The sequence below is a fragment of the Streptomyces inhibens genome (assembly GCF_022221585.1).
GTDB lineage: Bacteria > Actinomycetota > Actinomycetes > Streptomycetales > Streptomycetaceae > Streptomyces > Streptomyces inhibens.
On sequence record NZ_CP084681.1, the window covers coordinates 3087104 to 3110386 of the forward strand.

The window sequence follows — 23283 nt, forward strand, 5'->3', positions numbered from 1 at the left end:
AGGTTGGGCCGGGCGGCAGGCGCGGGCGTCTGCGGCTTCGAGGGCTGGGGTTGCTGCTGAGGTACGCGCGGGTTCGTACGTGCACGGGGCTGGTCCACAGTGGCGGTGAGTTTGCCCAACCGCCTCAGTCGCCAGACGAGTACGTCGACGATGCTGTCGGCGGTGTCCAGTTCGCGCCATTCGATGGCTTGCTGGAGCAGGGCGTCGAGTTATGTCCGGCTCGCTCGGCCTGGTCCAGGGTGGCGGCGAGTGCGTCCCAGCCGAGTTCGCGCAGTACGTGGTCTACGTGCTGGGGCAGGGTGGCTTCGAGGGCGCCTGCGTACCGCTCTCATACGGGTCCGGGAAGGCGACGGCCTTGCTCACGCATCGCATCCATAGAGGCAGCGCCAGCGGATCGGTAGGCGCTACACAGATGTTGAGCAGTCTGCCGGGCAGCGGCGGCGGCCGGCTGTGCGTGACCGCGGACAGAGTGCCAGCGGCGGCGCAGGTGACGAGCACCATCGTGGACAGGAGCATGGCAATGGCGCCACCGTCCTCGCGCCTTTGCCGAGGGCGCGGCGCTCGTGCCCTTAGACTCCCCCGTCAACTGGCCTCCCTGGGCACCGGCGTTGGGACCCAACAGGCCGGTCACGCTCAGCTGGAGGACCATACATCCCACCGTGTGCGAGGTCATCAGCTTTCACGCTGCCCTCTCCGTATCGACCGACGTGCTACACCTCGCCGACGGTCTGGCGTATGCCTGACCCATACAGCTCCACCAGAACATCGAGGGCCTGGCTGCCTCCACTGCCTCAGCTGGGGGCGTACCAGCCGATTTGGACGATGTGGGGTCGCTGCCGGGGAGTGATGAGCTGGGCCCGTCCGGGTGGCATGGCCACGGCCTTGGAATTACCGATCAGTGGTCCTTCGTCGGGGTCTCCGGACAGGATGATGCCCGCTGCTCCGAGCTCCTTGAGGCGTCTGGTGACCGGGTCGAAGGAGGTTCGGGCCGCGCCGGCGGTGGTGCGGGCGACGATCACGCGGAGGCCGATGTCTCGGGCATAGGGAAGATATTCGGCCAGCGCTTCGAGGGGATTGCCGGACGGGAGTGCGACGAGGTCGTAGTCGTCAATGACGACGAAGATCTCAGGGCCGTGCCACCAACTGCGGGCACGCATCTGCTCGGCGGTTACCTCCGCGGATGGCATCCGAGCTTGCAGCAGCGGGACGAGGCGCTTGAGGCCGTCTTCGAGGGATGCCGACGCAGGAGCGTAGTGCAGCACATGGTCCTGAGGGAGTTGGCCATGCAGAGCGCGTCGGTAGTCGCCGACGATCGCCAGAGCTTCATGGGGCTGATGCCGTTCGGCGAGACGCCGGGTGAGCAGACGAAGAAGCGCGGTCTTCCCGGACTCGCTTTCGCCATAGATGACGAGGAGCGGGTCATTGTCGAAGGCGACATAGGCCGGGGCCAAGGCCACTTCGTCGAAGCCCACAGCGAAGCCCAGGTCAGGCGTTTCGCTGGCTTTGGGAAGCGCGTCGCCGTGCAGGCAATCCGGGAGCATGCGCACAGGCGGGCACACCTGGCCGGACCAGTTGGCTGCGATGGCCTCGATCAGATCGGCCGAGCTTGCGGCACCGTCTGTCTGGTCTTGTGTGGCACCGAGGCCAGCGGCTTGCGGGAGGGCGGCGACGTAATGCAGTCCGCCCCGGGCGAGGCCGTGCCCGGGACGGGATGCGGGCACGTTACGGGCACGTTTGCGGTCGTGCTCGGAATCCAGGGGATCGGCCATCCGAAGTTCCAGCCGGGCGCTGAGTTGGTCCTTGAGGGCAGGGCGGATCTCGTTGTATCGGCCAGCGGTAAGGACGAGGTGGACGCCGAAGGCAAGGCCCCGAATGGCCATTGCCTCGACGTCGGGGATCAGCTGCTCGTGCTCGCGTTTGAAGGTGCCCCAGCCATCGATGACGAGGAAGACATCGCCCCACAGATGGTCGGGGTAATGACCCACGGCCCGCCGCCCGCGGTAGGTCCGGATGGAATCGATGTGGTGGTTGCGGAAGAACTCCTCCCGCTCGTCGAGGATGTCCCGTATCTCGGCGATGGTCCGTCGCGCCTTGGCCGCGTCCAGCCGAGATGCCACACCCCCGACGTGCGGGAGATCAGCGAGGGACGACAGACTGCCGCCCCCGAAGTCCAGGCAGTAGAACTGCACTTCGCGTGGTGTGTGCGTCAGGGCGAAGGCTGTGACCAGGGTGCGCAGCAAGGTGGACTTCCCCGAACGCGGGCCGCCGATGACCACGGCGTGGCCCTGCGGACCGGAAAAGTCCTGCTTGAGGACTTCGCGGCGTTGCTCGAATGGCATGTCGGCGATGCCGAGTGGGACGACCAGTGACATCTCCCGCCATTCGGCGGGGTGCAGGCCCCGTTCGGATGTGCTGGTGAGAGGGGGGAGCAGATCGCCGAGGAGAGGAGAATCTTCCAGCGGGGGAAGCCAGACCTGTGGTGCCGGCGGCCCCTCATCCTGGAGGCGCCCCACCAGAACGTCCAGTACGGAAGGGCCGGTATCGTCACCGTCTTGCGGGGCTTCGTCATAGCCAGGGACAGATGGGTCGGGATTGGCGAGGGCGGACTCGGCAGTGAACAGCATCGGTGAAAGGTCTTCCCGACGCCCGGAGGCCGTCGTGCGCCGGGGACGGTACGGACCGGAGACGTATGCGGCCTTGAATTGCGTTGGGGCTTCTGTGCCGCAGCTCAGAATTCCGGCACCGGGGACTGCGGGCAGGTGGTAGGCGTCCTGTGTGCCGAGGGCGATCCGGGATTCTTCGGCCGAGAATGTCCGCATGACCAGGCGGTAGGACAGGTAGGTGTCCAAGCCGCGTAGCCGGCCCTCCTCCACACGTTGCGAGGCAAGCAATAGATGCACGCCGAGAGAGCGGCCGATGCGTCCGATCTGCAGGAACATGTCGATGAATTCGGGCCTGGCGGTCAGCAGTTCACTGAACTCATCCAGGATGATCAGCAGGGTGGGCAACGGCTGAAGCGGTGCCCCCGCCATCCGTGCTCTCTCATAGGCTCCGATATTGGCGAAGTTGCCGCTGGCGCGCAGGAGTTCCTGACGGCGGAGTAGTTCGCCGGCGAGGGCGTCCTGCATCCGGTCGACGAGGGTGAGGTCCTCGGCGAGATTGCTGATGAAGGCGGCTGTGTGCGGCAGGTCAGCCAGGCCGGCGAAGGTCGCTCCGCCCTTGAAGTCCGCCAGAATGAAATTCAAGGTCTCGGAACTATGAGTCGTGGCGAGCCCAAGGACCAAAGTGCGCAGCAGCTCAGACTTGCCCGATCCAGTGGCGCCGACGCACAGTCCGTGCGGCCCCATGCCTCCTTGAGAGGCTTCCTTGAGATCGAGGACGACGGGGTTGCCGTCCCCGTCGACTCCGAGCGGCACGCGCAGCCGCTCGTGCGGGGTCCGCTGTGTCGAGGGTGGGTCGAAGGTTGTGGGGTCGTCGATGCCCATCAGATCGGTGAATCCCAGATTGCCCAGGAGCGGGTCCTCGTCCTCGTCGTCGCTGGTGCGCAAGGGTGCCAGGGCACGAGCGAGCGCGGTGGCTTCGACCGCGGTCAGGACATCAGGAATGCCGGTGTAGACGGAGCCGGCGCTGGAGACGAGGCTGAGGGTGTTCGGTTCGACAGCCAGACCCGGTCGACGATCGATTCCGCGGGACCTGCTTCCGCGCGTCCGGTGCTGCTGCTCGGCACCAGCTGCCGATTCGAGTTCAATGACGGTCACGCCCTGGAACCTGTCTCGGTCGGTAGTCAGCGGCGATCCCGCCGTGGCCCCAACGTCCAGCAGAATCACCAAGTGCGGCCGGTCCAGGAGCGGCTGGGCATCCGGCGACCATTCATGGCGCGCAGCCAACTGCTCAGCGAGCCCCTCCTCAAGGGCATCGAACGAAGGAAACATCAGCAGGCCGGGGCCGCGCCGTCCAACGCCATTGCCGTGCTCGGCCGGACGGGCGTGCGGCAACCACTTCATCCAGTCCCACTCCGGGACTGCACCCGGCGCTGCGACCACCGCTAGCCACAGGTCGTCCGGCGCATGCAGAGCGGCCAATTGGCAGATCACAGCACGGGCGACCCCCTGGACTGTGTCGGCATGGCCCCGGATCGTCAGCCACGGGAAGGCACGCAGGGACAGCGCCATGGGCAGTTCATCAAGTTGCTCATACGCCTTCACGAACCGTTGCAGCGCATGCGCGGCCAGCGGCTCCCACTCCTCTGCCGGCCCGGCCTGCGGCACGACGAGCCGGGTCGCCAGCATCTGAGGGCCCACCCCCACCCGCACCTGACCGAAGTCATCGTCCTCGGGCCGCCGCTCCCACAGTCTCTTACGGTCGGCGATCACAGCCCACAGCTGGCCTGGCTCCGGGAAAGTGCGGCACTCAGCCAGCCGCTGACCACGTGCGGTATCCCGCACCTCCTCACGGGTCCGGACCAGATACTTCAGATAGTCCTGACGTGCCGCACGCACGCTCGACGATGGGCCGCGGCGAGCACGCACAATCTGCGTCATCCCCATGGCCACGGCGGAGACGGCCATGATGGCGCCCATGATCTTCATGAACGGCGGAGAGCCAGGCAGGAAGAAATAGACCGCACTGCTGCCCATTGCCATCGTCGGCAACAGCATCAGCGCAACAGGCTCCCCTTTGTGCTCAGGCAGCACGGGCGGCGCCTTCAGCCGGAGGTCGCCCTTGGGATAGTCAGGAGGCGTCGCGCGCGGAGGGCGCTTGATGGTGACGGTTGCCAACGTGGCCTGGTTACTGCTGGAAAGGCGGGCCAGGCTGCTGCTGGCCATACGGCGAAGGCGGCGGCACGACAGGACGCCGGCGCCTGACAACAACCACTGCCACAACGGCCAAGAGCCCGAGCACCACTACGCCGACGACACCCCAGATGACGTACGCCGACCGGTCCTTGCTGGCAGACGCACCTGGATCGGCCGGGGCCGGAGGATCAGCTGCCGCGTCGGGCGAGGAAGACGACAGAGCGGGCAGCGGGCCATTCCTCGAACCGGCGGGAATGTCCTCGGTCAGGGCACTGTAGGGGCGGATGAAGCCATACCCGTAGTGCCTCTCCGGAAGCTTCGCGCCCTTCATGGAGTCCGGCAACTTGGCTGTCTTCACCAGGCGGTTGGCGATTTGGCCGGCCGTGAGATCCGGGAACTTCGACCGGAGGAGTGCAGCGGCGGCTGATACGTAGGCTGTGGCACCAGACGTTCCGGTACCGTGCTGATACTCGTGGTTCAGACCCGCGCTGTAGTTGTCTACCCCAGGTGCCGCGAGCAAGTTGTTCGACCCGTAGTTGGACTTCTCCCAGATCTTCCCTGCGGAGGCGACGGCCCCCACCGAGATCACTCCTGGGAAGCTCGCGGGATATTCCGGCGTTGCAACTCCGTCGTTCCCGGCCCCGGCGACGATGACTGCGTCCTTCTGTCGCGCATATCTGACAGAGGCGGCCATGTCCGGGTCCTTGAAGTCGTCCGCCAGTGACAGGTTGATCACCGATGCTCCGTGATCAACGGCGTAGCGGATCGCCTGCGACACTGGCTTGCCGGTGCCCATTTGCAGTCCACTATCCGTGATGGCGCGCAGAGGCAGGATCTTTGCCGCAGGGGCCAGTCCCTTGATGCCCGCAGTCCCCCCCGGCCCATGGCCGTGCCCTGCGATCAGAGAGGCCATGCCAGTGCCATGCGAACTGTCCTCCTCACGGTCCGCACGACCACCCTTGAGGAAATCCTTACCGGGCAGCACATTGCCTGCGAGGTCGGGGTGGGTCCCGTCGACGCCCGTGTCGATGACGGCGACGGTCACCCCCCGACCTGTGGATACCTTCTCAACCGCATCCGCATCGAACGCCGACAAAGCCCACTGACGATCGCGAATGGAATCCGCGGCCGCTGGGGTCGCTACCTGTGCGAGGCTGACCACGCACAGCAGCGCCGCCCCACCTGCCGATCTCATCCATCGCTTGAGCGTCACGCCTTGCCGCTTCCTTCCGAACTGTCCGGCCCAGTCTCAGGGCTTCGCTGTTCCGACGCGTCGGCACCGGCGTTCTCCTCGGAGGCCGAGATGCCGATAACGCCAGGCACAACGTCGCGCTGCGATGCCCAGGTGTCCTCATCCTCGACCAAGTAGTCGGGACGCGACGACTCTCGCTTCTCCTTTTCATCGCGGGCCGATCGCCCGCCAGGCGGCACAGCCATCGGACCCCGAGCGCGAGATGCTCCTTCCGGACCGCTGTTCAGAGCGCCGCCGCGGCTGCGATGCAGACCGGAGCCGCCTTGCGCGCCCCGCCCCGGCACTGCGGGCTTGCTTGGCTCTCCGACGACTCCACCAGGCCGTCGGGCGAACCCTCCCTGACGGCCACGCGTTCCGCCCCTGCCCGACGCACCCGGACCACCGGTGCCGCCGATTGGCGGTCGACCTGTCTGGCCTGGTTGGCCGGGGGCGCCTGGCACTGCGGACTTTCCTGAACCTGCGCGGCCACCCGGAGGCGTGCTCGGAACGCCCGGGGTGCCGGGGCGTGTCGTTCTGCCACCCAGCGGACCACGGCCACCGATCGGTGGCTGACCACCAGGAGGCACAACTGGCCCACCAGGGCCCGAACCAAATTCGCCGGGACTCCTGCCGATTACCGCGCCGCCAGGGCCTGCGCCGGGAGAATTGGTGGGATTGGGCACGCCGCCACGCACCCCGTCCAACGCCGTACCAGGAAGCGGTGCCTTCGGCGCGGAAGGACGCGCTCCAGGTCCGGCAGAACCCTCCGCAGCGCCGCCCGACTGCCCAGGACGCGGAGAAGCGACTCCACCTCCCGCAGACGGCGAACCGCCGGCCGCCCTCCGGCCGCCCGAACTCGGTCCGGCTTTCCGGGGACTCGCCACGACTGGAACCATGGCAGCTGCCACATCCGGCGGCGGAACCATCGAGTCCGGCGCAGAGACAGGCTTATCCGGTTCGATCTTCCCCGGGCCCTGCAGGTTCCTTGCCTTAAGGTTGTACGAGGCTCCGAGCTTCTCCATGTGGGCGGCTGCCTGCAAGGCGATCTCCCGCCCGCGCGAGAGCGTGTCTGCGTGCTTAGACAGCGCTTCGCCAGCGTTCATGCCCTTGGAAACGTCGTGTTTCAGTCCGCTGTCGTCACGGCTCATGGCATCGCCTACCTTGTCCACACCATCTTTCACGAACGAGATTCCCGCCGTGATCACGTTTCCGTCTTTGACCTCACTCTCGGTGTCTTGTAGTTCGGTGACAGCCCGCTTAGCCTCTCGAAGGTCGATTGCCGCGGCCTTCAGGGTGTGCGCCGTGTTCTTCGCGTACAGGGAGCCGTTCTTGAGGCTCTTGCTCAAGATCCTGGCCCGCGCGGCAAAAGCGTCCGCAGCGGTTCCGTGCCAGTACTCAAGGACATCCGCCACGGCCTTGTCCAACAGGTCCCGCACACTTCCGTCCGGAGCATCGCCGGCCATCTGGTCATGCACGTGCATCCAGTGGTCGGCGATCTCATCGACCTTGTCCGGCTGCGCGTCCCGCACCATGGCCTTCAACTTTTCAAGCGTCATACTTGAAAAGTCGGTGCTGTGCCCGCCCCCGCTACCCATCTCAATTCCTCCCCGCTGCGCCGGCCCACATGCGCGAGCCAGCGGTGGCTCCGACTTAGCGCATTGATTCGCGGACCTCTTGCTCACGACTCTCGTAGCCGTCGTGCACCGCCGCCGAATTCTTGCCAGCTGCGGCGATCATGCGCTTCAGCTCAGCGACCATGTCCGCGATGTCCCGCTTCAGCTCGCCGTGCGCACCCCGGAGCCCAGCTTCCTCGGCGAACCCCTGCCCCAGGTATCCCTCGGGCAGCTCGGTCTTGTACTCCGCCGTGACACCGACCCCATCCATGGTGTCCACAAGCGAGTTGAGTCGCGTAATGACTTGTTGTAGTGCGCTCAAATCGACGCGATATCCCTCGGCCATCCAAATCCCCCCGGCCTCGTGCTAGATCTCTGCCTGGCGCTCGCGCCATAGCGAACTCATGTAACCCTCCGTCAGACCGCCCAGTCAACCGTGGCCCTGGCAAGGACGAAGGCATCGCGCATCTGTCCTAAAAGCGACCCGGATCTGGCCGACTTGGCTACGGCGGCATGTCGCGTCCGCCCGTTGTGCGCCAGAGTGACGTGTTCGCACATTGACGCAGAGACAACCACTCAATCTCCGCCCTGCGTGGTGACACCGCGCCTGGTGGTCCTCTTCACGGCAATTTGAGATCAGTGCAGCCGTGGCGCTTAGCGGACCGGGTAGCGAACTCCTTCAGTGCGGCCTTTTCCACCTTCTCGCTTGGGTCCGAGTCGTAGTTATTGTGGTCTACCGGTCGGGTCGTGATGTACAACGCCCGACTACCGGAAGGACACTGTGCCGAAGCCCAGAATGCATCGCCCTTACGGCCGGCAGGCTTCCACGGATCGTATTCATCATCATAGCCGAGCTGTTCCCGCAGCGCCGGAGCAAAGGGACCGTAGAAGGCGCTGACGCGATTGTGGACAGAACTTGATTCCGCGACGTAATAGCAATTCTCGATCGGGGATTTCGAATCTGTGACGCTCTCGCGGACAGCCTCTTCGATGCCCGCACAAGTCCCGCGAGCCTTACCCGATATTATCGAGTGCGCAGTGTTGTCCGGCACCCGATCGATGGCGCCCCCAGGAACAGCAGTACATCCCCATGCCTTGGCTGCGTTCTGCGCCGTCTTCACCGTCGTGCGGGCGAACCGCGCGCGCTGGGTGGCTCCGTCCACTGATCGCATAGCCATCCCCTTCACCGTGACGATCAGGGAGGAACGCTTTGGATCGCTACGGTGATTTGTGCAGGGCATGTTGACTGTGGCAACGAGATCTTGACCCGCGTGCCCCTCATCCATCACGCCTTGCCATCCGTGGCCGAGCGGAATCGCCATTCCCACGTCACCGTACGGAACGAATTCATTGAAGTCGTGAAGCGCCCCCGCCGCACCGGAACCCCAGTCCAGTCCCACTGATAGCCATCCGCCGGCATCGGGGTCACGCACGGAGCACTTGTGAAGCTGACCTGAGCTGGGGACAGCTCCCTGCTCTACTTCAACATCGTGCGCGCGCAAACGGTCAACACCTAGCAGTTCCCTGACCTCTGAGGTGTCAACACTGCCTCTGCAAGAGTCGGCCAGGCTCCGACCGTCTTGCCAACGGTCATACGCCCCGCTGAAATAGAAGATGCTGGGCACCGCCACCACGACGATGATGACCACGGCGATCAGCCACCGCTTGCGCTCGCGGCGGACTACTCGAGGATCGGGGTCACCAATACGGCGGTCCTCCGTTGCGTCAGCGGTCATCAGTTGTTGTTCTTCCCTCGGCCAAGAACATCTTGCACATCGGTACGACCATCCTCGTAAAAGCCCTGCAGTTCATGCTGGACGAAGTTTGCGTCCGACGTATCAGCGCCAATTCCTCGCGTCTCGTACAATTCGCCAACCATCGCATTGATGCTGGCTTTCCCCCCCATGCCCGCGCTTCCGTTGAGTGTGTTCTCCGCGATCTCTTCGGCCGAGCGCGCATCGGTATCGGCATCCATCTTCTCTTGCCAGGCGGAAGCACCCACATCAGTGAGGCGCACCGCGATGGAGCCAACGACAGGGATTTTGCTAGCTCCCTCGGCTAGCCCATGATATCCAGCCTTCGCTATCCACCACTTATGGTCAGAGCGTCCCTCGTCGCGGTGATCGAGGATGACATCACCTTGGATAGCATCGATGGCGCCCGTTGCTTTAGTGGCATCAGACATCATTTTCTTGGCTTCGTCCGCGCCAGTTCCAGCAGGAATATCAGCCAACTGGTATGCCGTATGGGTGGTTTGCGCCTCCTGGAGCGCACGATACGCCACAGGATCGTCCGACACCCCACGCATGACCCGGATCAACGAATTCCGATCAACGGCCATACGCATTTGTCCGGTCTCCTTGTCCGCCCACACCCCCGATGCTTTCTCTCCATCGTGATGCGCTGATCCATCGTTGACGTTCGAAAGCACGTCCTGCGTGTCGGAGACGTAGTCGCCCAGGGCATTGGCGATCGGACGATGCATGCCGTCAGGTAGCTTCTCGTCCTTCGAGCCACCGTCGAGCATGTTGATACTGTCACGCATGATCCTGGCTTGCGATGCAGTGTGCTCGCGCACCTCGTCTTCCTGCCCCGGCTGATGCCCGGTGGAGCCGGCTTCGATGGCCAGTGCCAGCGAACCCTGGCCGGTCTTCTTGTCGAAGCCGTCCTCTACCCACTCTCGGTCATCCACGAGATACTTGAGATTGCCGTTCTCGCGCGGCTCGCCGGGGTCCAAGAACCCGGTTGCGGCTTCGGGATTCTTGCTCAGTGCATCCATGTAGCCCGTCATGGGGTCGGCGCCCGGCCCGTCTCCCGAGTAGTCGATCCTCGGCATGGTGGAGTCCGGAGCCCACAACTCCCTTGGAGTCGATGGGCTTCTGGTCTTCTCGTAGCTCAGGAGGTCTCGGCCGTAGTCATGGAGGAAATCGCTGTCGTAGCTACCGCTTCGCATGAGGCTGCTCATCAACTGGTAGCCCTTGGCACTCGGCCCGCCGATCCCTCCCGGATCGATCATCTGCGGCCCGAGCGCCCGCATCTTCTCCTTCCAACCGTCCATCGCCGCACTTTCGCTCTGTGTGGCGATGCCGAGTGTGGAGCCGAGGCCGGCCTGCAACTGCTTGAGAGCCGCGTTACGCTCGCCACCTTGCTCTCCGGAGTTCGGCCCTGACGCCTCACGCCAGAATTCGAGCGCACCCTTCGGACCCATCGAGAGAGCGAACTTCTCCGCAAAGACCATGTCATTCTTGCGCTTTGAAAGAAGCTTCCCCAACCGGCCCAGCTCATCGTTGGTCAGGTCTTCGCCTTTTTTGGTGAGCCTGAGCGCCTCGGTCATATCCTTCTTGGCGTCCCGCGCCGAGTCCAACGACGTATAGATGTTCTTGTTAAACGAGTCGCTATTCTTACCGTTGGAGTCCTGGCGTAGCGCCCAGTCCGCGGCTTCGTCCGCAGCGGTAGCCTCCCTCAAGACCTTCTCGATACGCTTCTGCATCGCATCGACCGCGGCCTTGCGTTCCGGGAGGAAGGCATCACGATATGCCTCGGTGGTGCCTTGGTTATCGAGATCAACATCGATGACCGTGCCGTTATCCAACACTTCGAGCTTCTCAGCCGGCGCATCCTCATCCATGATCCGGCGAAGCTTCTTCTGTGCCGCGCTGAACTCCGAATGGGCGTCGAGCAACAGCGTCGCAATGGCTTGTGCCTCTTCTGCTGCGGCACCGTACTGCTTCTTGATCTTGGTAAGCGACTCTTGCGCCTGGTCGGCGGCATGCCCTTGCCAATCGGACTTCAGGGGCTTGGTGACACGGGCCTCGAAGTGCTCTTGCAGTCCCTGGTATTTCTTCGGTAGCAGCTTCCACTCGTCCGCCGCTGCCTGGAGCTTCCCGAGGTCGGCATGGAGGAGGTCGGAGAAAGTGACCATGATCAGCTCCTCCCACCGTCGAGCGCGTCCATCCTGGACTTCTCGGCGTGATCAGTCTGCTCATACGACACGCTGGTGTTGTGCAGCTTCATGTATGCCTCGGACAGCATCGTGCTGAGGTGAACGGCCTCCCCCGCCCAGCGCCTGTGCATCCTGAACAACCCGTCGTCGGTCTGCCAGCCGTGCAGCCCACTTGACGCGACGTCGGTAGCTGACAGGGCGTGCTGATCCACCTTGTCGGTATCACCCCGCAGTTCCTCCACCGCCTTGGCGGCCTTGGTCAGTGCGGCCGTATGGACCGATGTCTGTCGGCCCCCACTCCCTGCGCCTCCGCCTCCGTTGCCCCCAGCGGAGTTGAGCTCCATCGTCACGTTCTGCCGCTTGGCGGCATCAGTGAGCGATCCGTCCTCGTTGTAGCGGAACGGATTGAGCCGACGGTCCCAATCCTGGTCGTAGGTCATGCGCTTCCCCCCGGTGGTGGTGCAGGCCAATGATCACTGTGGACGCACAGCAGAAAGAGCTTAGGGCGTCAAGTGGGCCGGAACAATTAGCTGAGCGGTCTGTTTCATCACGGGGTCTGACCTGGCCAAATGTCGACTGGGAGCATACGGGGAGCAACCGCCGAAGAGCCTCCAATTCGCCCGGGAGACGGGCGACAGCCGAGAAGCTGGTGGTTGGGAACGTGAGGCTTACCAGTGGCAGTTGCGGCCGCAGCAGATGCTGGACGTCAGCGGATTCATGGGCTTCCATCGAGCAGTTCCTGAGCATCGACGTGCCGTTGAGCGTATGGCTGCGTCTGGTGCGTCGTAGTGACGCGATATCGCCGACAGCACCGTCAATGAACTCAGCAACCGAGTTGGCCCCAAACCCCAACGCCCCTCATAGCTCGACGAGATCGGGACCTGCACCATGGTTCTGGGGTAAACCGCCGCCGGATTCCTCTGGGTGCGTGGCGCAACAGAGGTGCACGTGGCAGGGCGGCTGTGTCTCGGCTTGGAGACGCACCAGCGGGTCATCGGAGGGGGCGTCCTCGCTCAGCATCCGCATCGTCTCCTTCTTGTCTCTCCGATCAGCGCTAACAGAGGCTGGTGTCATGTGTCCGGCCTCCCCCCTTTGCTGTGCAGGTCAGCGCCTCGGCGAACGCATACGAGGATCGAGCTGCGCTGCGTGAGATGGAGGCGCGCTCGGCGTTGGCCGCACCGCGCGGGCTTCAGTCGGAGGCGCCTTTCGGCCGTCACGCGCGCGGGGTGGGGTCACGGTCGCTGGCAGATTGCCGAGGCGTCGCAGCCGCCAGACGAGTACGTCGGTGACGTTGTCGGCGGTGTCCAGCTCTCGCCACTCGATCGCCTCTTTGAGGAGGGCGGCGGGGTCGTGGCCGGCTCGCTCGGCCTGGTCCAGAGTGGCAGCGAGGGCATCCCAGCCCGGCTCGCGGAGCACATGGTCGGCCTGGTCGGGGAGCGTGGCTGCGACGGTGTCGGCGTACCGGTTTCGTACGGGTGCAGGCAGACGTCGGCCCTGCTCACGCATGGCGTTCATGGGGACGGTCGCAGCGGTTCGGTAGGCGGCCCGGAGATGTTGGGCGGCTTGCTGAGCAGCGGCGGCCTGCTGAGCGTGACCGCGGGCGGAGTGCCAACGAACTGCGGCGATGGTCACCAGGACCATGGTGGACAGGAGCATTGCCGTGGCGCCACCGTCCTCGCCCCTGCCAAGCGCGTTGCCGGCGCGGATGATGCCGTGCGCGGCGGAGCGGATGGCGCGGTTGTCGACGCGCTCGGCACGGATATGGGATCGGGTCGCGCGCTCGAAGGCGCGGGCTGCCTCGCCCAGCTCCTTGCGGGTGGAGGCCGGTGCGGTTTGCGCTACCGCGTCGAGCAGCTCGCCGACGCCGACCAGCTGCGCGGCAGCGTCTTCGCCGTCGTCCCCGCTGAGTGCGGATGCGGCGCGCTCGGCGACGTGGGTTGCGTCGCGGCGTGCACGGGCTGGTCGGCCGCCGCGTTCCTCGGGCTGGCGGTCGCGAGCGGGCTCGTCGTCGATGGGCCCGGCGTCGAGGCGTTGCCGGATCTTGGGCAGGGAGAGATCCGGGGCGAGCTTGGAGCCGGAGAACCAGACCGGTTCGCCGTCGCGGTTGCGGTCGCCGGGGAGGGCGACCTTGTATCCGATGGTGTCGCCGGAGGGGGCGATGCGCTTGTCGACCCGGAGGCCGGTCTCGGCGAGGCGGCGGAAGAACTCGTCCTCGTCGGAGGCTCCGGCCAGGGCCTGGCGTACGGATTCGCGCAGGGTTTCGCGGGGTGTTTCGGTACGCCCGGTTCGTTCGGCCTTTGAGCGTTCGGCGCTGGTGGGGCGCTGGGCTGCTGTGCGGTCACCGGCGTTGAGAATCTGCAGGCCGAACTCGGCTTCGATCTTTCGGCATTCGGCCTGGGCGCGGATGCCGTCCTGGTGGCGGCGGGGTCGTCGGCCGTCTACGCGGACGAGGGTGGCGACGAGGTGGATGTGGTCGTCTGCGTGGCGTACGGCGACCCAGCGGCATGCCTCCTCGTCGCCGTCTTCGGCTATGCCGGTGGCGTGGACGATGCGGCGGGCGACTTCCGCCCATTCGGGGTCGGTGAGGCGGCGGTCGCCGGGGGCGGTTCGTACGGGGCAGTGCCAGACGTGCTGGGCCGGGCGGCGGTTCTTCGAGAGAGCGAGGACGGGGAGGTCGAGCCGGTCGGTGAGCTGTTTGAGGGTGGCGGCCGGGTCTCGCCCGGGGTCGGGGGCGAGACCCGGCATCCAGGACGCGACGAGGTGTGGGTCGGTGTGTTCGTCCCTGCGGCCGGGCCCGTAGAGGTAGTTGAGTAGTCCGTACGTGCGGCTGCCGGTGGAGATGTCGGGGACCACGCCTCAGCGCCTCGCCATCTCGATGGCGGCGGCTTCGATGCGGGCGGCGGCACGCAGGACTCGGGCGACCGCCTCGTCCGCGTAATCAGCCTGACCGCCGGAGTTGAGCACGCGGGCAACCTGGTTGAGGTTGTTGCCGGCGCGGGCGAGCTGTGCGCTGGCGGCCATCAGTTCTTCCACCCGGCCGCGCTGGTCCAACAGCCATGTCTTCGGACCGCCTTGGGCCTGGGCGACCGCGACCGCGGCGTCAGCGAGGAACCCGGCGGTCTTCAGACCGACGGCTTCGGCGGCGCGCTTGACGGTGTCGAGTTCGTCTTGGGTCAGGCGGACGCTGCGGACTTGGTCGCGGTGCACGCTCTGACGGAGGCGAGGGCGCGTACGCGTCGCGGCGGGCGGCGGTTCTTCCGCTCCTGGCTGCGATCCGCCCTCGGTCGCAGCCTCTGGGTCCGGCACCCCCTGGTGCCGGACCTCCCCCGCCTCTTGGGAGGCGGGGGCATGCCCTTGCGAAACTCCTCCGCTGCCCGTGGCTGCGGAGGAGTTTCGCAAGGTACAGCTTGCTCGGCATCGTGCCGGGCAGTGGAATTGCTGCAGTTCAGGGGTGGTGCCGGACGGTTCGGAGGGGGTCATCGGGGCTTCTCCGCGGTGTGGCCGCGTACGTCGCGGAGGACCTCGGCGACGTAGTCGAGCGCGAGGACCGGGTGGTGGAGGGTTCGGGGTGTGCTTGCCGGCGTTCGCTGGATGGTCCAGCTCCCGTTGGGCCCGGGTTCGGCGCGGTGGAGGTGTCCGTGGTCGCGAAGGACGGTGATCCAGGCGTCGGCCTCGGCGTGGGTAGCCGATGTGGTGCGCATCGTGGTGCCTCCGCTGTGTGGAGAGGTCGATGGTGTGGTGCGTGGGAGCGGGTGACCCGGCGGTGCAGGTCGGCCGGGTCACCGCTCGGCGTGGCTCGTTCGGTCAGCCCGTCCTGGTGGCCGAGCCCTCGTTGACCTCGGCGCGGAGCTGCTGCATAAGGTCGGTCAGTCGGTCGTTGGCGAGTGGGAGGTTCTGTCCGCGGATGGCGTCCGCGACGACCTGGCGGGTGGTCTTCCCTGCCTCGGTGACTGCCTGGCGGGCGATCAGCAGGAGGTTGTCGGTCACCGGATCGGTGTCCGGGGTGTCGTTGTCCGAGGTCTCCGGAGCGGTGACCGGGTGAGTCTCCGGCTCTGTGGCGGGCGGGGCGGCCACATGGAGGCGGGTGACCGAGGCGGGTCTGGTGACCGGGTGTCCGCCCAGGTCAGCGGTTCGGCCATCGTGCTCAGACTCCGGCTCGGCCAGGTCCTCCTGCTGTCCGGACAGCTCGGCCCGGGCAGCCGTCTCGCGGGTGTCATGGCCGACGGTGACCGCCGGGCGGTTGGTATCCGGGGCGGACAGCGCTGCTGGGTGTCCGGAGGTGACCGGGGCCGGCTGGTGCTCGGCCTGACCGACGGGGGTGTCCCGGCGGTCAGCGGTGACCCGGTCAGTTCGGACGCTGGAGGTGTCCGGCTGTCCGGGGAGAGCGGGTTTGGTGACCCGCCGGGCGATGAGGATGTACAGGTGGACCGCTCCTGCCAAGGCGAGCGGGGCGAGGGTGGACAGGATGCCGACGGTGACGTCGCCGAGTCGAAGCCCCGAGCCTTGCGGCTGCTGTTGGTTGAGGCGCACGGCGTGCAGGGAGTTCGCCCAGATGCTCGCGGCCGTCGCGGTGCCGAACAACATCCAGACGTAGCAGCGGGCGGCGAGCGATGCGCTGCGCAGGACCAGCAGGGCGCGCACGCCGTAGGCGATGAAGCCGTCGATCACCAGGGGGAAGACGTAGGTGAGGAACCCGCGGATGTGGATGGCGACGGCCATCTGCTGCAGGGCGTCGTAGGAGAGGGCGCATCCGGCGCCGCCGAGGGCGACTATGGCGGCCCGGTCCCAGCCGGTGATCCGCGCTGGTAGCGGCGCGATGTGCTTCACGCGGCCGTCCCGAGGTCGTCGCGGGAGGTGTTCGTCCTGGATTCCTTGAGCACCGTGGTCTGGCTCTTGGGCTCCTTCTTGCCCTTGTTCCTCTTGTTCGCCGTCTTCTGTTGGTCGACCGCACGGTTGCGGATCTGGCGGCGGGTTTCCCGGTAGAGCTTCTGGGCGTGTTCCTTGCTGACCTTGAGCAGCCGAGCGAGCTGTTCAGCCGGGGTACCGGCCTGGTAGGCAGCCCGGACGACAGCCTCGCGCTCGGCCTGGGTGAGGTGGACGTCGCGACCGGCCAGGACGGCGTTGACGCGGGCGTAGTTGAGGCGGTGCTGGAACTTGCGGTGCAGCGGCGCTCGCTCCTCTTCGGTCATACCGCCGCGGATGCCGTCGCGGTCGCCGCCTTCGAGGGCGGCGTCGAGGCAGGTGTTGAGGACGGGGCACTGTGCGCACAGTGCTTTGGCGGCGCGGATGCGATCCATCTCGTCCGGCTCGGGGAAGAAGATTTCCGGATCGACTTGGTGGTGGGCGGTGGAGCGGCACGCGGCGTGGTCGTGCCAGGTGAGGTCGCCGAGGGTGCGCGGCGTCTGGTTCTCGGTGCTGTGCATGGGATGTCTCCGTGGCCCCCGGGGCCCGTTTGGGCAGGCGCGACCCGGGGATCGGTCGTGAAGGAGGCGACCGGGGACGGCGGTCGCGAAAGGTCGCTAGCGGCCGTGGCGGCGAGCAGCGGATACGGCCGTGGGAGGCGCTGACCCGGCAAGTTCGGTGCATGCCGGTGGCGTGGCGACTGCAACGTTGCTGCGACGCTCGGCTGCGAGGGCTCGTCTGCGGTCGAGGCCGTCGAGGCCGTCGAGGATGACCTTGTCGGTCATCTCGGTCAGGCGGGAGGCGACGCGGTCCCCGATGTGCTGGCGCAGGTCGGCCATGCCGAGGTTGGTGGTGACCAGGGTCGGGAGCATCTCGTTGTAGCGGCGGTTGATCAGCCGCATCGTGATCTCCTCGGTCCACTCGCTGCTCTTGGCCGCTCCAAGGTCGTCGATGATCAGCAGCGGGCATCGGGCGAGGTCCATCAGCTCGCGCTCGCCGTCGTGGCCGGGGCGGGGCCGCAGCTCCGCGTACAGGTCGGCGGCAGTGATCGCCTTCCAGCGCAACCGGACGCCGGCGAGGAGCAGGGACCGGACCGCGCCGTACGCCTGGTGGGTCTTGCCCGTCCCGGTGGTGCCGACGATGAGCAGCGAGCGGCCCTGGGCGATACCCGGAGCACCCTTGGGCCCGGGGCGTCCGGCCTGGGCGACCTCACGGACCCAGGCGACGACGGCCGGGTGATCGGCGACGGCGGCCTGGTAGCGGGCCGGGATGCGGGCCTCGGCCGCCTGCAGGGCGGGGGTGGGCTCAGCCGCGTCGGTGAGCTTGGCGGCCGGGTCGATGCCCCGGGTGGTGAGGATGTGGGCCAGGCGGCGGGCGATGCCGCCGACGGGCTGGGCGTCATGGTCGCGCATCACAGCTCCTCGGCGTAGGCGGCGGCAGGGTCGGCGGGATTGGCCCAGGCCCGGTGACCGGGCAGGTTAGGCCGCGATTCCGTCCGCACCAAACCAGCGGGGGTGGCGTTCATGGCTTCGTGGACGAGGCTCGGCAGGGTGCTCGGGTGCAGTCCCTTGGCGCGATGGCGGGCCAGTCCGGCGCGGATGTGGGTGGGGGCGATGCCTTCGGCGAGGAGCTTGGCGGTCTCGCGCCCGAGGTGGCCAAGTACGCCGCTGGGAGGGCGATGCGCGCAGGCGGCGGCGTACTCGTCCATGAGCTGCTTGGTCGAGACGGTCTCCGGTGCGTGGGCGCTTGCGCCCCCCGAAGTAGTAGTTCCTAGATCCAAGTTCCTAGGTCCTAGATCCGGACCGTGAGGACTCACGGAGGGCTCACTGAGTTCTCCGTGAGGGCTCAGTGAGGGCTCACGGAATGTGTCTTGACCTGCGGTGTTGTGGTTCCTGGAGGGCTCAGTGAGTGCTCCGTGAGCCTTCACTGAGGACTCACTGATGGTTCCGTGAGACTTCGCGGAGGACTCAGTGACGGCTCCGTGAGCCTGCGATGCGCCGGGAGCGGCCCGCTCTCCGTCATGCTGCGGGCAGGGCGGGTGACGAATGCCGCTCGGGCGGTTGATCTTCTGGTGCTGGCGCCAGGTGACGATGTGCAGGTACCGCTTGCCGTCGTCGCCTTCGTAGCGGCATATCAGGTTGGCGCCGGCGAGCTGGGTCAGATCGTCCTCGACGTCTACAGGGCTGTGCTCAGGACGCAGGGACCAGAGCAATCCGGCGAGGACGGCGGGCTGGTCGCGGAAGCGACCATGGTCATCGGCCTGGGTGAGCAGCCCGAAGAAGGTCCGCTCAGCGGTGAGGGAGACGGCGGCGAGCGACTCGGAAGCGAAGGCTTCGGGCTTGATGGTGCGGATCCTGGCCACGGTCAGCGGCCCCCGCCCGTTGCGGCGTATGCGTCGGCGACGGGGCGCAGGGCCCCTGTGGTCAGGTCGAGGTCGTACGCCTTGTCCCAGATCACCTCGGGGTGGGTTCGGATCACCCAGCGTGCGGCCGTCATGCCCTGGGCTCGGTTGAGCGCTATGTGCTGCCCCTGCGCGTCGTACGCGCGGGCGTAGGGGCTCGGCCAGCTCCGGCCGGGCTCGCGCTGAGAGACGCGGAGGGTGCGGGCCCCGGGAACCATGTCCGCGATGAGGGCAGCCAAGCGGTGCTGGTGGGTTCCGGCAGTGGGTTCAACGGCCTTGGCGGACTGGGCAGTGGGCGCCCTTCCGCCTCGGGACTTGGGCATGCAAGAATTCCTCACTCGTAGGTGGGGTGGGACGGCCGTTCTCGTCGAAAAGGTCAGCCGACTCATCCCGGTTATGAATCCGCAGCCCCTCCGGGGCGGCGGGGTCGGCGCCCGGAAGCCTCTGGCTTCTGGGCGCCTACTTCATTTCCCCCTGAATGTTGGGGACTTGGCGCTTGGTGTTACTTCTGACTCCCCTCCTCGTGTGCGCTCCCATTCGGCGTTTTCGCCGAGGGAGCAGCAACATATGCGTAGGGCTGCCAACACTCCAGCGCCCAGCGGGCGCTGTATCACTTCGACGCCAACTCGACATATGACACTCCTCGATGAAGCGAGGGCGCTTCGGTGCGGCCTCCAGAAGGGGCCGGCGCAGTGTTTGGTGGGTGATCTCGCTCCATCGCCGGGGCGGAGTGCCATTCGCGACGGGCGTTCCTCGCGCTGCCCTCGGGCTCAGGCAGGCAATCGAACGGCGACCACTCATGCCCTCTGCTTCCGTGGTGGTCCGCTCGGCTTGCCGACTGCGGAGCGATCAGCAACAAATGCAGGACCGGGTCCCAAGATCCATAGATGACTCAGCCTCTGCCGATACGGCGTAAATGACCTGCCGGTGGGGGCAGAGCAGGAATGAGGCTTCCGTCACAGCGCAGAGAGTTGCGCGACCTCGCCCCGCCGTAAACAGGGGCTGCGGGCCGGCCGCTTCATTGCGAATGACTGCAACGCATACCCCTCCCCCGGCGAAAGCCCGGGGCAACTGATTGCCGAACCGATCCATGCGGTGATTTAAGCGGGACCTAAGCCCCCAGTCAAAGCATCCGTAAGCCCGAGTTGATGCGCGTAGACCAGGAAAGTCAATGGGCTTGGTCGAGGGGTGCGACAACACCAACTGGCCATACTGGCCACACACATGACGGACCATCTCTACGACATGACACGCCAATCCCCTCTTGCCTACACCTGCCGACGAGCGGAATAAAAGGCGAGCGGCAATTTTCTGCCGCTAATGACGAGCGGCAGAAAATTGCCGCCCACTATGCCCGAATGGTGACTGTAGATACCGCCTTACCCAGGGCCGCGAAGCGGAACATCGAAACGATCTTCTATTTCAGGTGTGGCCTGGCCCACAATTCCGATCCCATCGATCATGAAAGGCAGGCAAGATCGAATTCGAGTTCCCGTATTGTTGATGTACGGAACCCAGGGGAGGGGGCGGCCGATGGCCTCCCCCTTTTCCATGTCCCGAAGAGGGAAGCGGTGGCCCTGGTGCAGGCAACAAAGCACGGAGGATGCGATGGGCGGGGGAACCGCTGAGAGCGGACCCGAGCGGGGCGGCGACGAGCCGCTCTCCGGTAAACAGGATGGAAAACAGGCCGGCCGGGAAGACACCCGACCGCTCACCCCAGCACAGCTGATGGGTCTCGCCGGTCTTCTGCGGGCCTGGAGAGCTGTGGCCAGTGAACGGCTCGGCCGACAGATCACCCAGCAGGACGTCGCCGACGCGTGTGCCCGCTCTGTGCGCTGGTACCGCGATCTGGAAACCGGCGCCACGACGCGGTTGAGCCGCGAGCAGTGCGAGGCCATCGGAAAGCTGTTCACCCTCGGGCGCGACGAGCTTCAGGCCCTGCTCCTCTACAGCATGGGTGGCGCAGTCGCTGCTGGTCCGGCGCCGGCGTTCGATACGCCTACCCGCCGTGCGGTGCAGGCTCTGCTCGACCAGCAGACGAATCCGGCCTGGCTGCTCGACTCGAAGTGGAACATCGTCGGGTACAACGACCCGATGAAGACCTGGTGCCCGTGGGTCTTGGATCCCGGCGCCAACCTGATGCGGTGGTCGCTGCTCAGCGACGAGGCGAAAACGGTCTTCGTGGACTGGAACAAGCACGCCGTCGAATGGCTGGCGATGCTGCGCTTCTCCGTACTCCAGCACCCGCAGGATGCCGAAATCGGTGCCCTCGTCGCCGAGATCATCAACGGAGACGCCTACCTTCGGCAGCTGTGGGAAGAGCGCTGCGACGTCACCGAGGCGCGGGAGGCCTTCTACTACCGGGTGTCCTTGCCAGCCCACAATTTCGAGATCGTCGAGCTGGAGTCTCAGACGCTCTTCCCGGCGGCCTTGCCGGACTGCCGCATGGTCATCATGACCTGGCTGCACGCCGACAGCTCCAAGAGGCGGGCCGCAGAGGCGTCCGGCCAGGCCCCGGAGAGCGGGGAACTGGCACGCCGATCGAACGGTCAGCTCCCCGGGCAGATCAGCGTCGCCACGGCCGCCGAAGCCGCGGCGTACGCCGGCGAGGGTGCCGTCGCCCTGCCGATCCTGAGCGAGCTGATGGGAAATGGCTGCCGGCTGACCTACGGTCCTTCGACCCGCACCGTTATCTGGGCCACGCGGCAGGACGACGGCCGCTGGGACGTCGCCGAGGTCAATCCCTACACCGTCATCGTCCGCATGCCGCAGGCGATCCACGTCAAGGGCGCCTCCGAGGAGTACAAGCTGCTCACTCGGGCTCTGCTGCCCATCGACTCCAGTGACGCGGTACAGCGCATCCAGGAGATGACCGCGCAGCTGCGACGGCGCATCGAGGTTCTGGAAGAGATCCACCGCGACGAGTGGGAAGCCGACCGCGACCGGGTTCCCTACACCTGGCACCCGGTCGACGAAATCTAGTAACGGACGCCGCGAACTTGATGGACGACCCGCAGTGGGGGGAGTGGCGAGGAGACCGGCCGCACGAGCCGGGCAATGCCTGAGAATCCTCCAGGCCTGGGGAGCGACAGCTGGCTGCCGTACGTGACCTCAAAGGCCTCGGCCGGTGTCGGCCGGCGGCCGCCTCAGCCGCCTATGCCCAACCCAGGCAGGGTCAGCAGTCCTCGGTCCGCACAGCTGACATCGTCCAGGCCGAGGTCTCTGGGGGAGCGCGCTCCGCGCAAGCGCAACTCTGCGACCGCCATCCGTGCCGCTGCCGCGGCACTCCCCCACCCTGGCTCTGCAAAATTCGCTTCCCACCACCCCATGAGAGGCACCTGCCAGCCCCGAGCCTCCATCTCTTCTGGAGGAGTGCCGCCGTCGGGCACGCCACGGTCGTCGACAAGCACCGTCAGACCGTCCATACGTCCACAGAGGAGCCCCACAGCGCGGTCGCTATTGGCCCGGTTGACGATATTGAACGCGGCCGCGTCGTCCCCGACCTGTGCCGGCAGCTGTTCGCCCCACGCGCGCAGCAGGCTCTCCAGCGCCTCCTCCAGTCGCTCCCAGTCCGGAGCTACGTAGCCCGCGGGGAAGACCTTCGGAGGGCTGCCAGGGCCGGAGCGGTAGAGCTGCCACAGATACGGCAGGCTGCTGGCATACGACACCTGCTCAGCGCCTTCTCCCACTCCGCGCTCGAAGCGGGCGAACTCCTCCTGCTCCAACTCCGCCGTACGACGCACGGACAACTGCAGGCCTTCCACTCCATGGTCCAGCAGTAGCGTCCGCTCATCCGTCCGCCAGCGAATGTTTGGCCCATAGGCGTCTCCGCCGTACAGCGTCGGCGGACCTATACGGGCAACCACCGCTTCCAGGACCGCGCGAGCGGCATCGGTGCGCTGCGCCGATGTCATCGATCCAGCTCGGTATTCACGCACAGTGATTGGCAGGCGCCTGAAGTCACTTTCCGCAGGTCGCCGGTGCAGGCGCTCTGCTATGTCGCCCGCTTCCCTGACGCCTGACGCACCCATACATCCACTTTGCACGAAAAGTTACATTTGGCACGCGGTGGCGTTCCTGTCGACGATGGGGTGCGAGGTCGAGCTGCATCCGAAGCCCGCTCAATGGGGCATGGACGCTGCGGGATGGCTGGTTGCGAGAACAGCCGCCAACGGTCGTGCGGGCAGGGGAAACAGCCTTCAACTGTTGCATCGAGCGCTTCGCACATGGGCCACCAGGAGAGCTCGAAGTCCACCTCCCCCGGGTCAGCTCCTGCAGCCCGAGGGATCAGGTCTCGGGCCTCGCGACGCCGACCACGCAGACACTTCGGTAGCCGTGTCCCGCGAGGCCGTTGAGGAGATTCACTACAGCTCCGGTGAACGAGCTGGCGTTGGTAA

Annotated in this window: 16 protein-coding genes; 1 reads left to right on the forward strand and 15 read right to left on the reverse strand. The window is 66.3% G+C overall.

Translation table 11 applies throughout. The features are described 5' to 3' along the window. Positions 1 to 791 precede the first annotated feature (791 nt). The 14 genes from eccCa to KI385_RS14315 form a co-directional block, all read right to left on the reverse strand. On the reverse strand, positions 792 to 4826 hold the full coding sequence (gene eccCa / locus KI385_RS14250) for a type VII secretion protein EccCa (RefSeq protein ID WP_238572578.1): 4035 nt from the start codon (positions 4824 to 4826) through the stop codon (positions 792 to 794). Beyond that, entirely contained in the window at positions 4789 to 6009 is a 1221-nt protein-coding gene (gene mycP, locus KI385_RS14255; RefSeq protein ID WP_238572579.1) for a type VII secretion-associated serine protease mycosin, read from the reverse strand. Before mycP ends, eccCa begins: the two co-directional genes overlap by 38 nt. Positions 6010 to 7677: 1668 nt before the next feature. Continuing rightward, positions 7678 to 7986: a hypothetical protein gene (locus KI385_RS14260; RefSeq protein WP_238572580.1), complete on the reverse strand. Its 309-nt coding sequence runs from the start codon at positions 7984 to 7986 to the stop codon at positions 7678 to 7680. A 274-nt stretch (positions 7987 to 8260) separates the two neighbouring features. After that, the gene (locus tag KI385_RS14265) at positions 8261 to 9376 is read right to left on the reverse strand and encodes a hypothetical protein (RefSeq protein WP_238572581.1); all 1116 of its coding nucleotides are present in this window, start codon (positions 9374 to 9376) and stop codon (positions 8261 to 8263) included. Continuing rightward, the gene (locus KI385_RS14270) at positions 9376 to 11562 is read right to left on the reverse strand and encodes a hypothetical protein (RefSeq protein WP_238572582.1); all 2187 of its coding nucleotides are present in this window, start codon (positions 11560 to 11562) and stop codon (positions 9376 to 9378) included. The genes KI385_RS14265 and KI385_RS14270 overlap by 1 nt, the downstream gene beginning before the upstream one ends. Before the next feature lie 2 nt (positions 11563 to 11564). Continuing rightward, on the reverse strand, positions 11565 to 12023 hold the full coding sequence (locus KI385_RS14275; protein ID WP_238572583.1) for a hypothetical protein: 459 nt from the start codon (positions 12021 to 12023) through the stop codon (positions 11565 to 11567). Between the two features lie 664 nt (positions 12024 to 12687). Then, positions 12688 to 14436, reverse strand: a complete 1749-nt coding sequence (locus KI385_RS14280) for a relaxase/mobilization nuclease domain-containing protein (protein ID WP_238572584.1) — start codon at positions 14434 to 14436, stop codon at positions 12688 to 12690. A 3-nt stretch (positions 14437 to 14439) separates the two neighbouring features. After that, the gene (locus KI385_RS14285) at positions 14440 to 14790 is read right to left on the reverse strand and encodes a plasmid mobilization protein (RefSeq protein WP_238572585.1); all 351 of its coding nucleotides are present in this window, start codon (positions 14788 to 14790) and stop codon (positions 14440 to 14442) included. A 269-nt stretch (positions 14791 to 15059) separates the two neighbouring features. After that, positions 15060 to 15284, reverse strand: coding sequence for a hypothetical protein (locus tag KI385_RS14290; protein ID WP_238572586.1), 225 nt, complete (start codon positions 15282 to 15284; stop codon positions 15060 to 15062). A 103-nt stretch (positions 15285 to 15387) separates the two neighbouring features. Then, positions 15388 to 16410, reverse strand: a complete 1023-nt coding sequence (locus KI385_RS14295; RefSeq protein WP_238572587.1) for a DUF2637 domain-containing protein — start codon at positions 16408 to 16410, stop codon at positions 15388 to 15390. Further along, positions 16407 to 17006, reverse strand: coding sequence for a WhiB family transcriptional regulator (locus KI385_RS14300; protein ID WP_238572588.1), 600 nt, complete (start codon positions 17004 to 17006; stop codon positions 16407 to 16409). The genes KI385_RS14295 and KI385_RS14300 overlap by 4 nt, the downstream gene beginning before the upstream one ends. A 96-nt stretch (positions 17007 to 17102) precedes the next feature. Continuing rightward, the gene (locus tag KI385_RS14305; protein WP_238572589.1) at positions 17103 to 17897 is read right to left on the reverse strand and encodes an ATP-binding protein; all 795 of its coding nucleotides are present in this window, start codon (positions 17895 to 17897) and stop codon (positions 17103 to 17105) included. Beyond that, the gene (locus KI385_RS14310) at positions 17897 to 18847 is read right to left on the reverse strand and encodes a hypothetical protein (protein ID WP_238572590.1); all 951 of its coding nucleotides are present in this window, start codon (positions 18845 to 18847) and stop codon (positions 17897 to 17899) included. The genes KI385_RS14305 and KI385_RS14310 overlap by 1 nt, the downstream gene beginning before the upstream one ends. A gap of 2 nt (positions 18848 to 18849) precedes the next feature. Further along, a complete protein-coding gene (locus KI385_RS14315; protein WP_238572591.1) occupies positions 18850 to 19209 on the reverse strand; it encodes a hypothetical protein in 360 nt (119 codons plus the stop codon). Between the two features lie 1180 nt (positions 19210 to 20389). Between KI385_RS14315 and KI385_RS14320 the strand changes: the two genes are divergently transcribed. Further along, entirely contained in the window at positions 20390 to 21868 is a 1479-nt protein-coding gene (locus tag KI385_RS14320) for a helix-turn-helix transcriptional regulator (protein ID WP_238572592.1), read from the forward strand. Between the two features lie 164 nt (positions 21869 to 22032). Here the strand turns inward: KI385_RS14320 and KI385_RS14325 are convergent, their stop codons facing one another. Beyond that, positions 22033 to 22800 (reverse strand): hypothetical protein, encoded by a 768-nt coding sequence (locus KI385_RS14325; protein WP_238572593.1) that lies wholly within the window; start codon positions 22798 to 22800, stop codon positions 22033 to 22035. Positions 22801 to 23283: the final 483 nt, after the last annotated feature.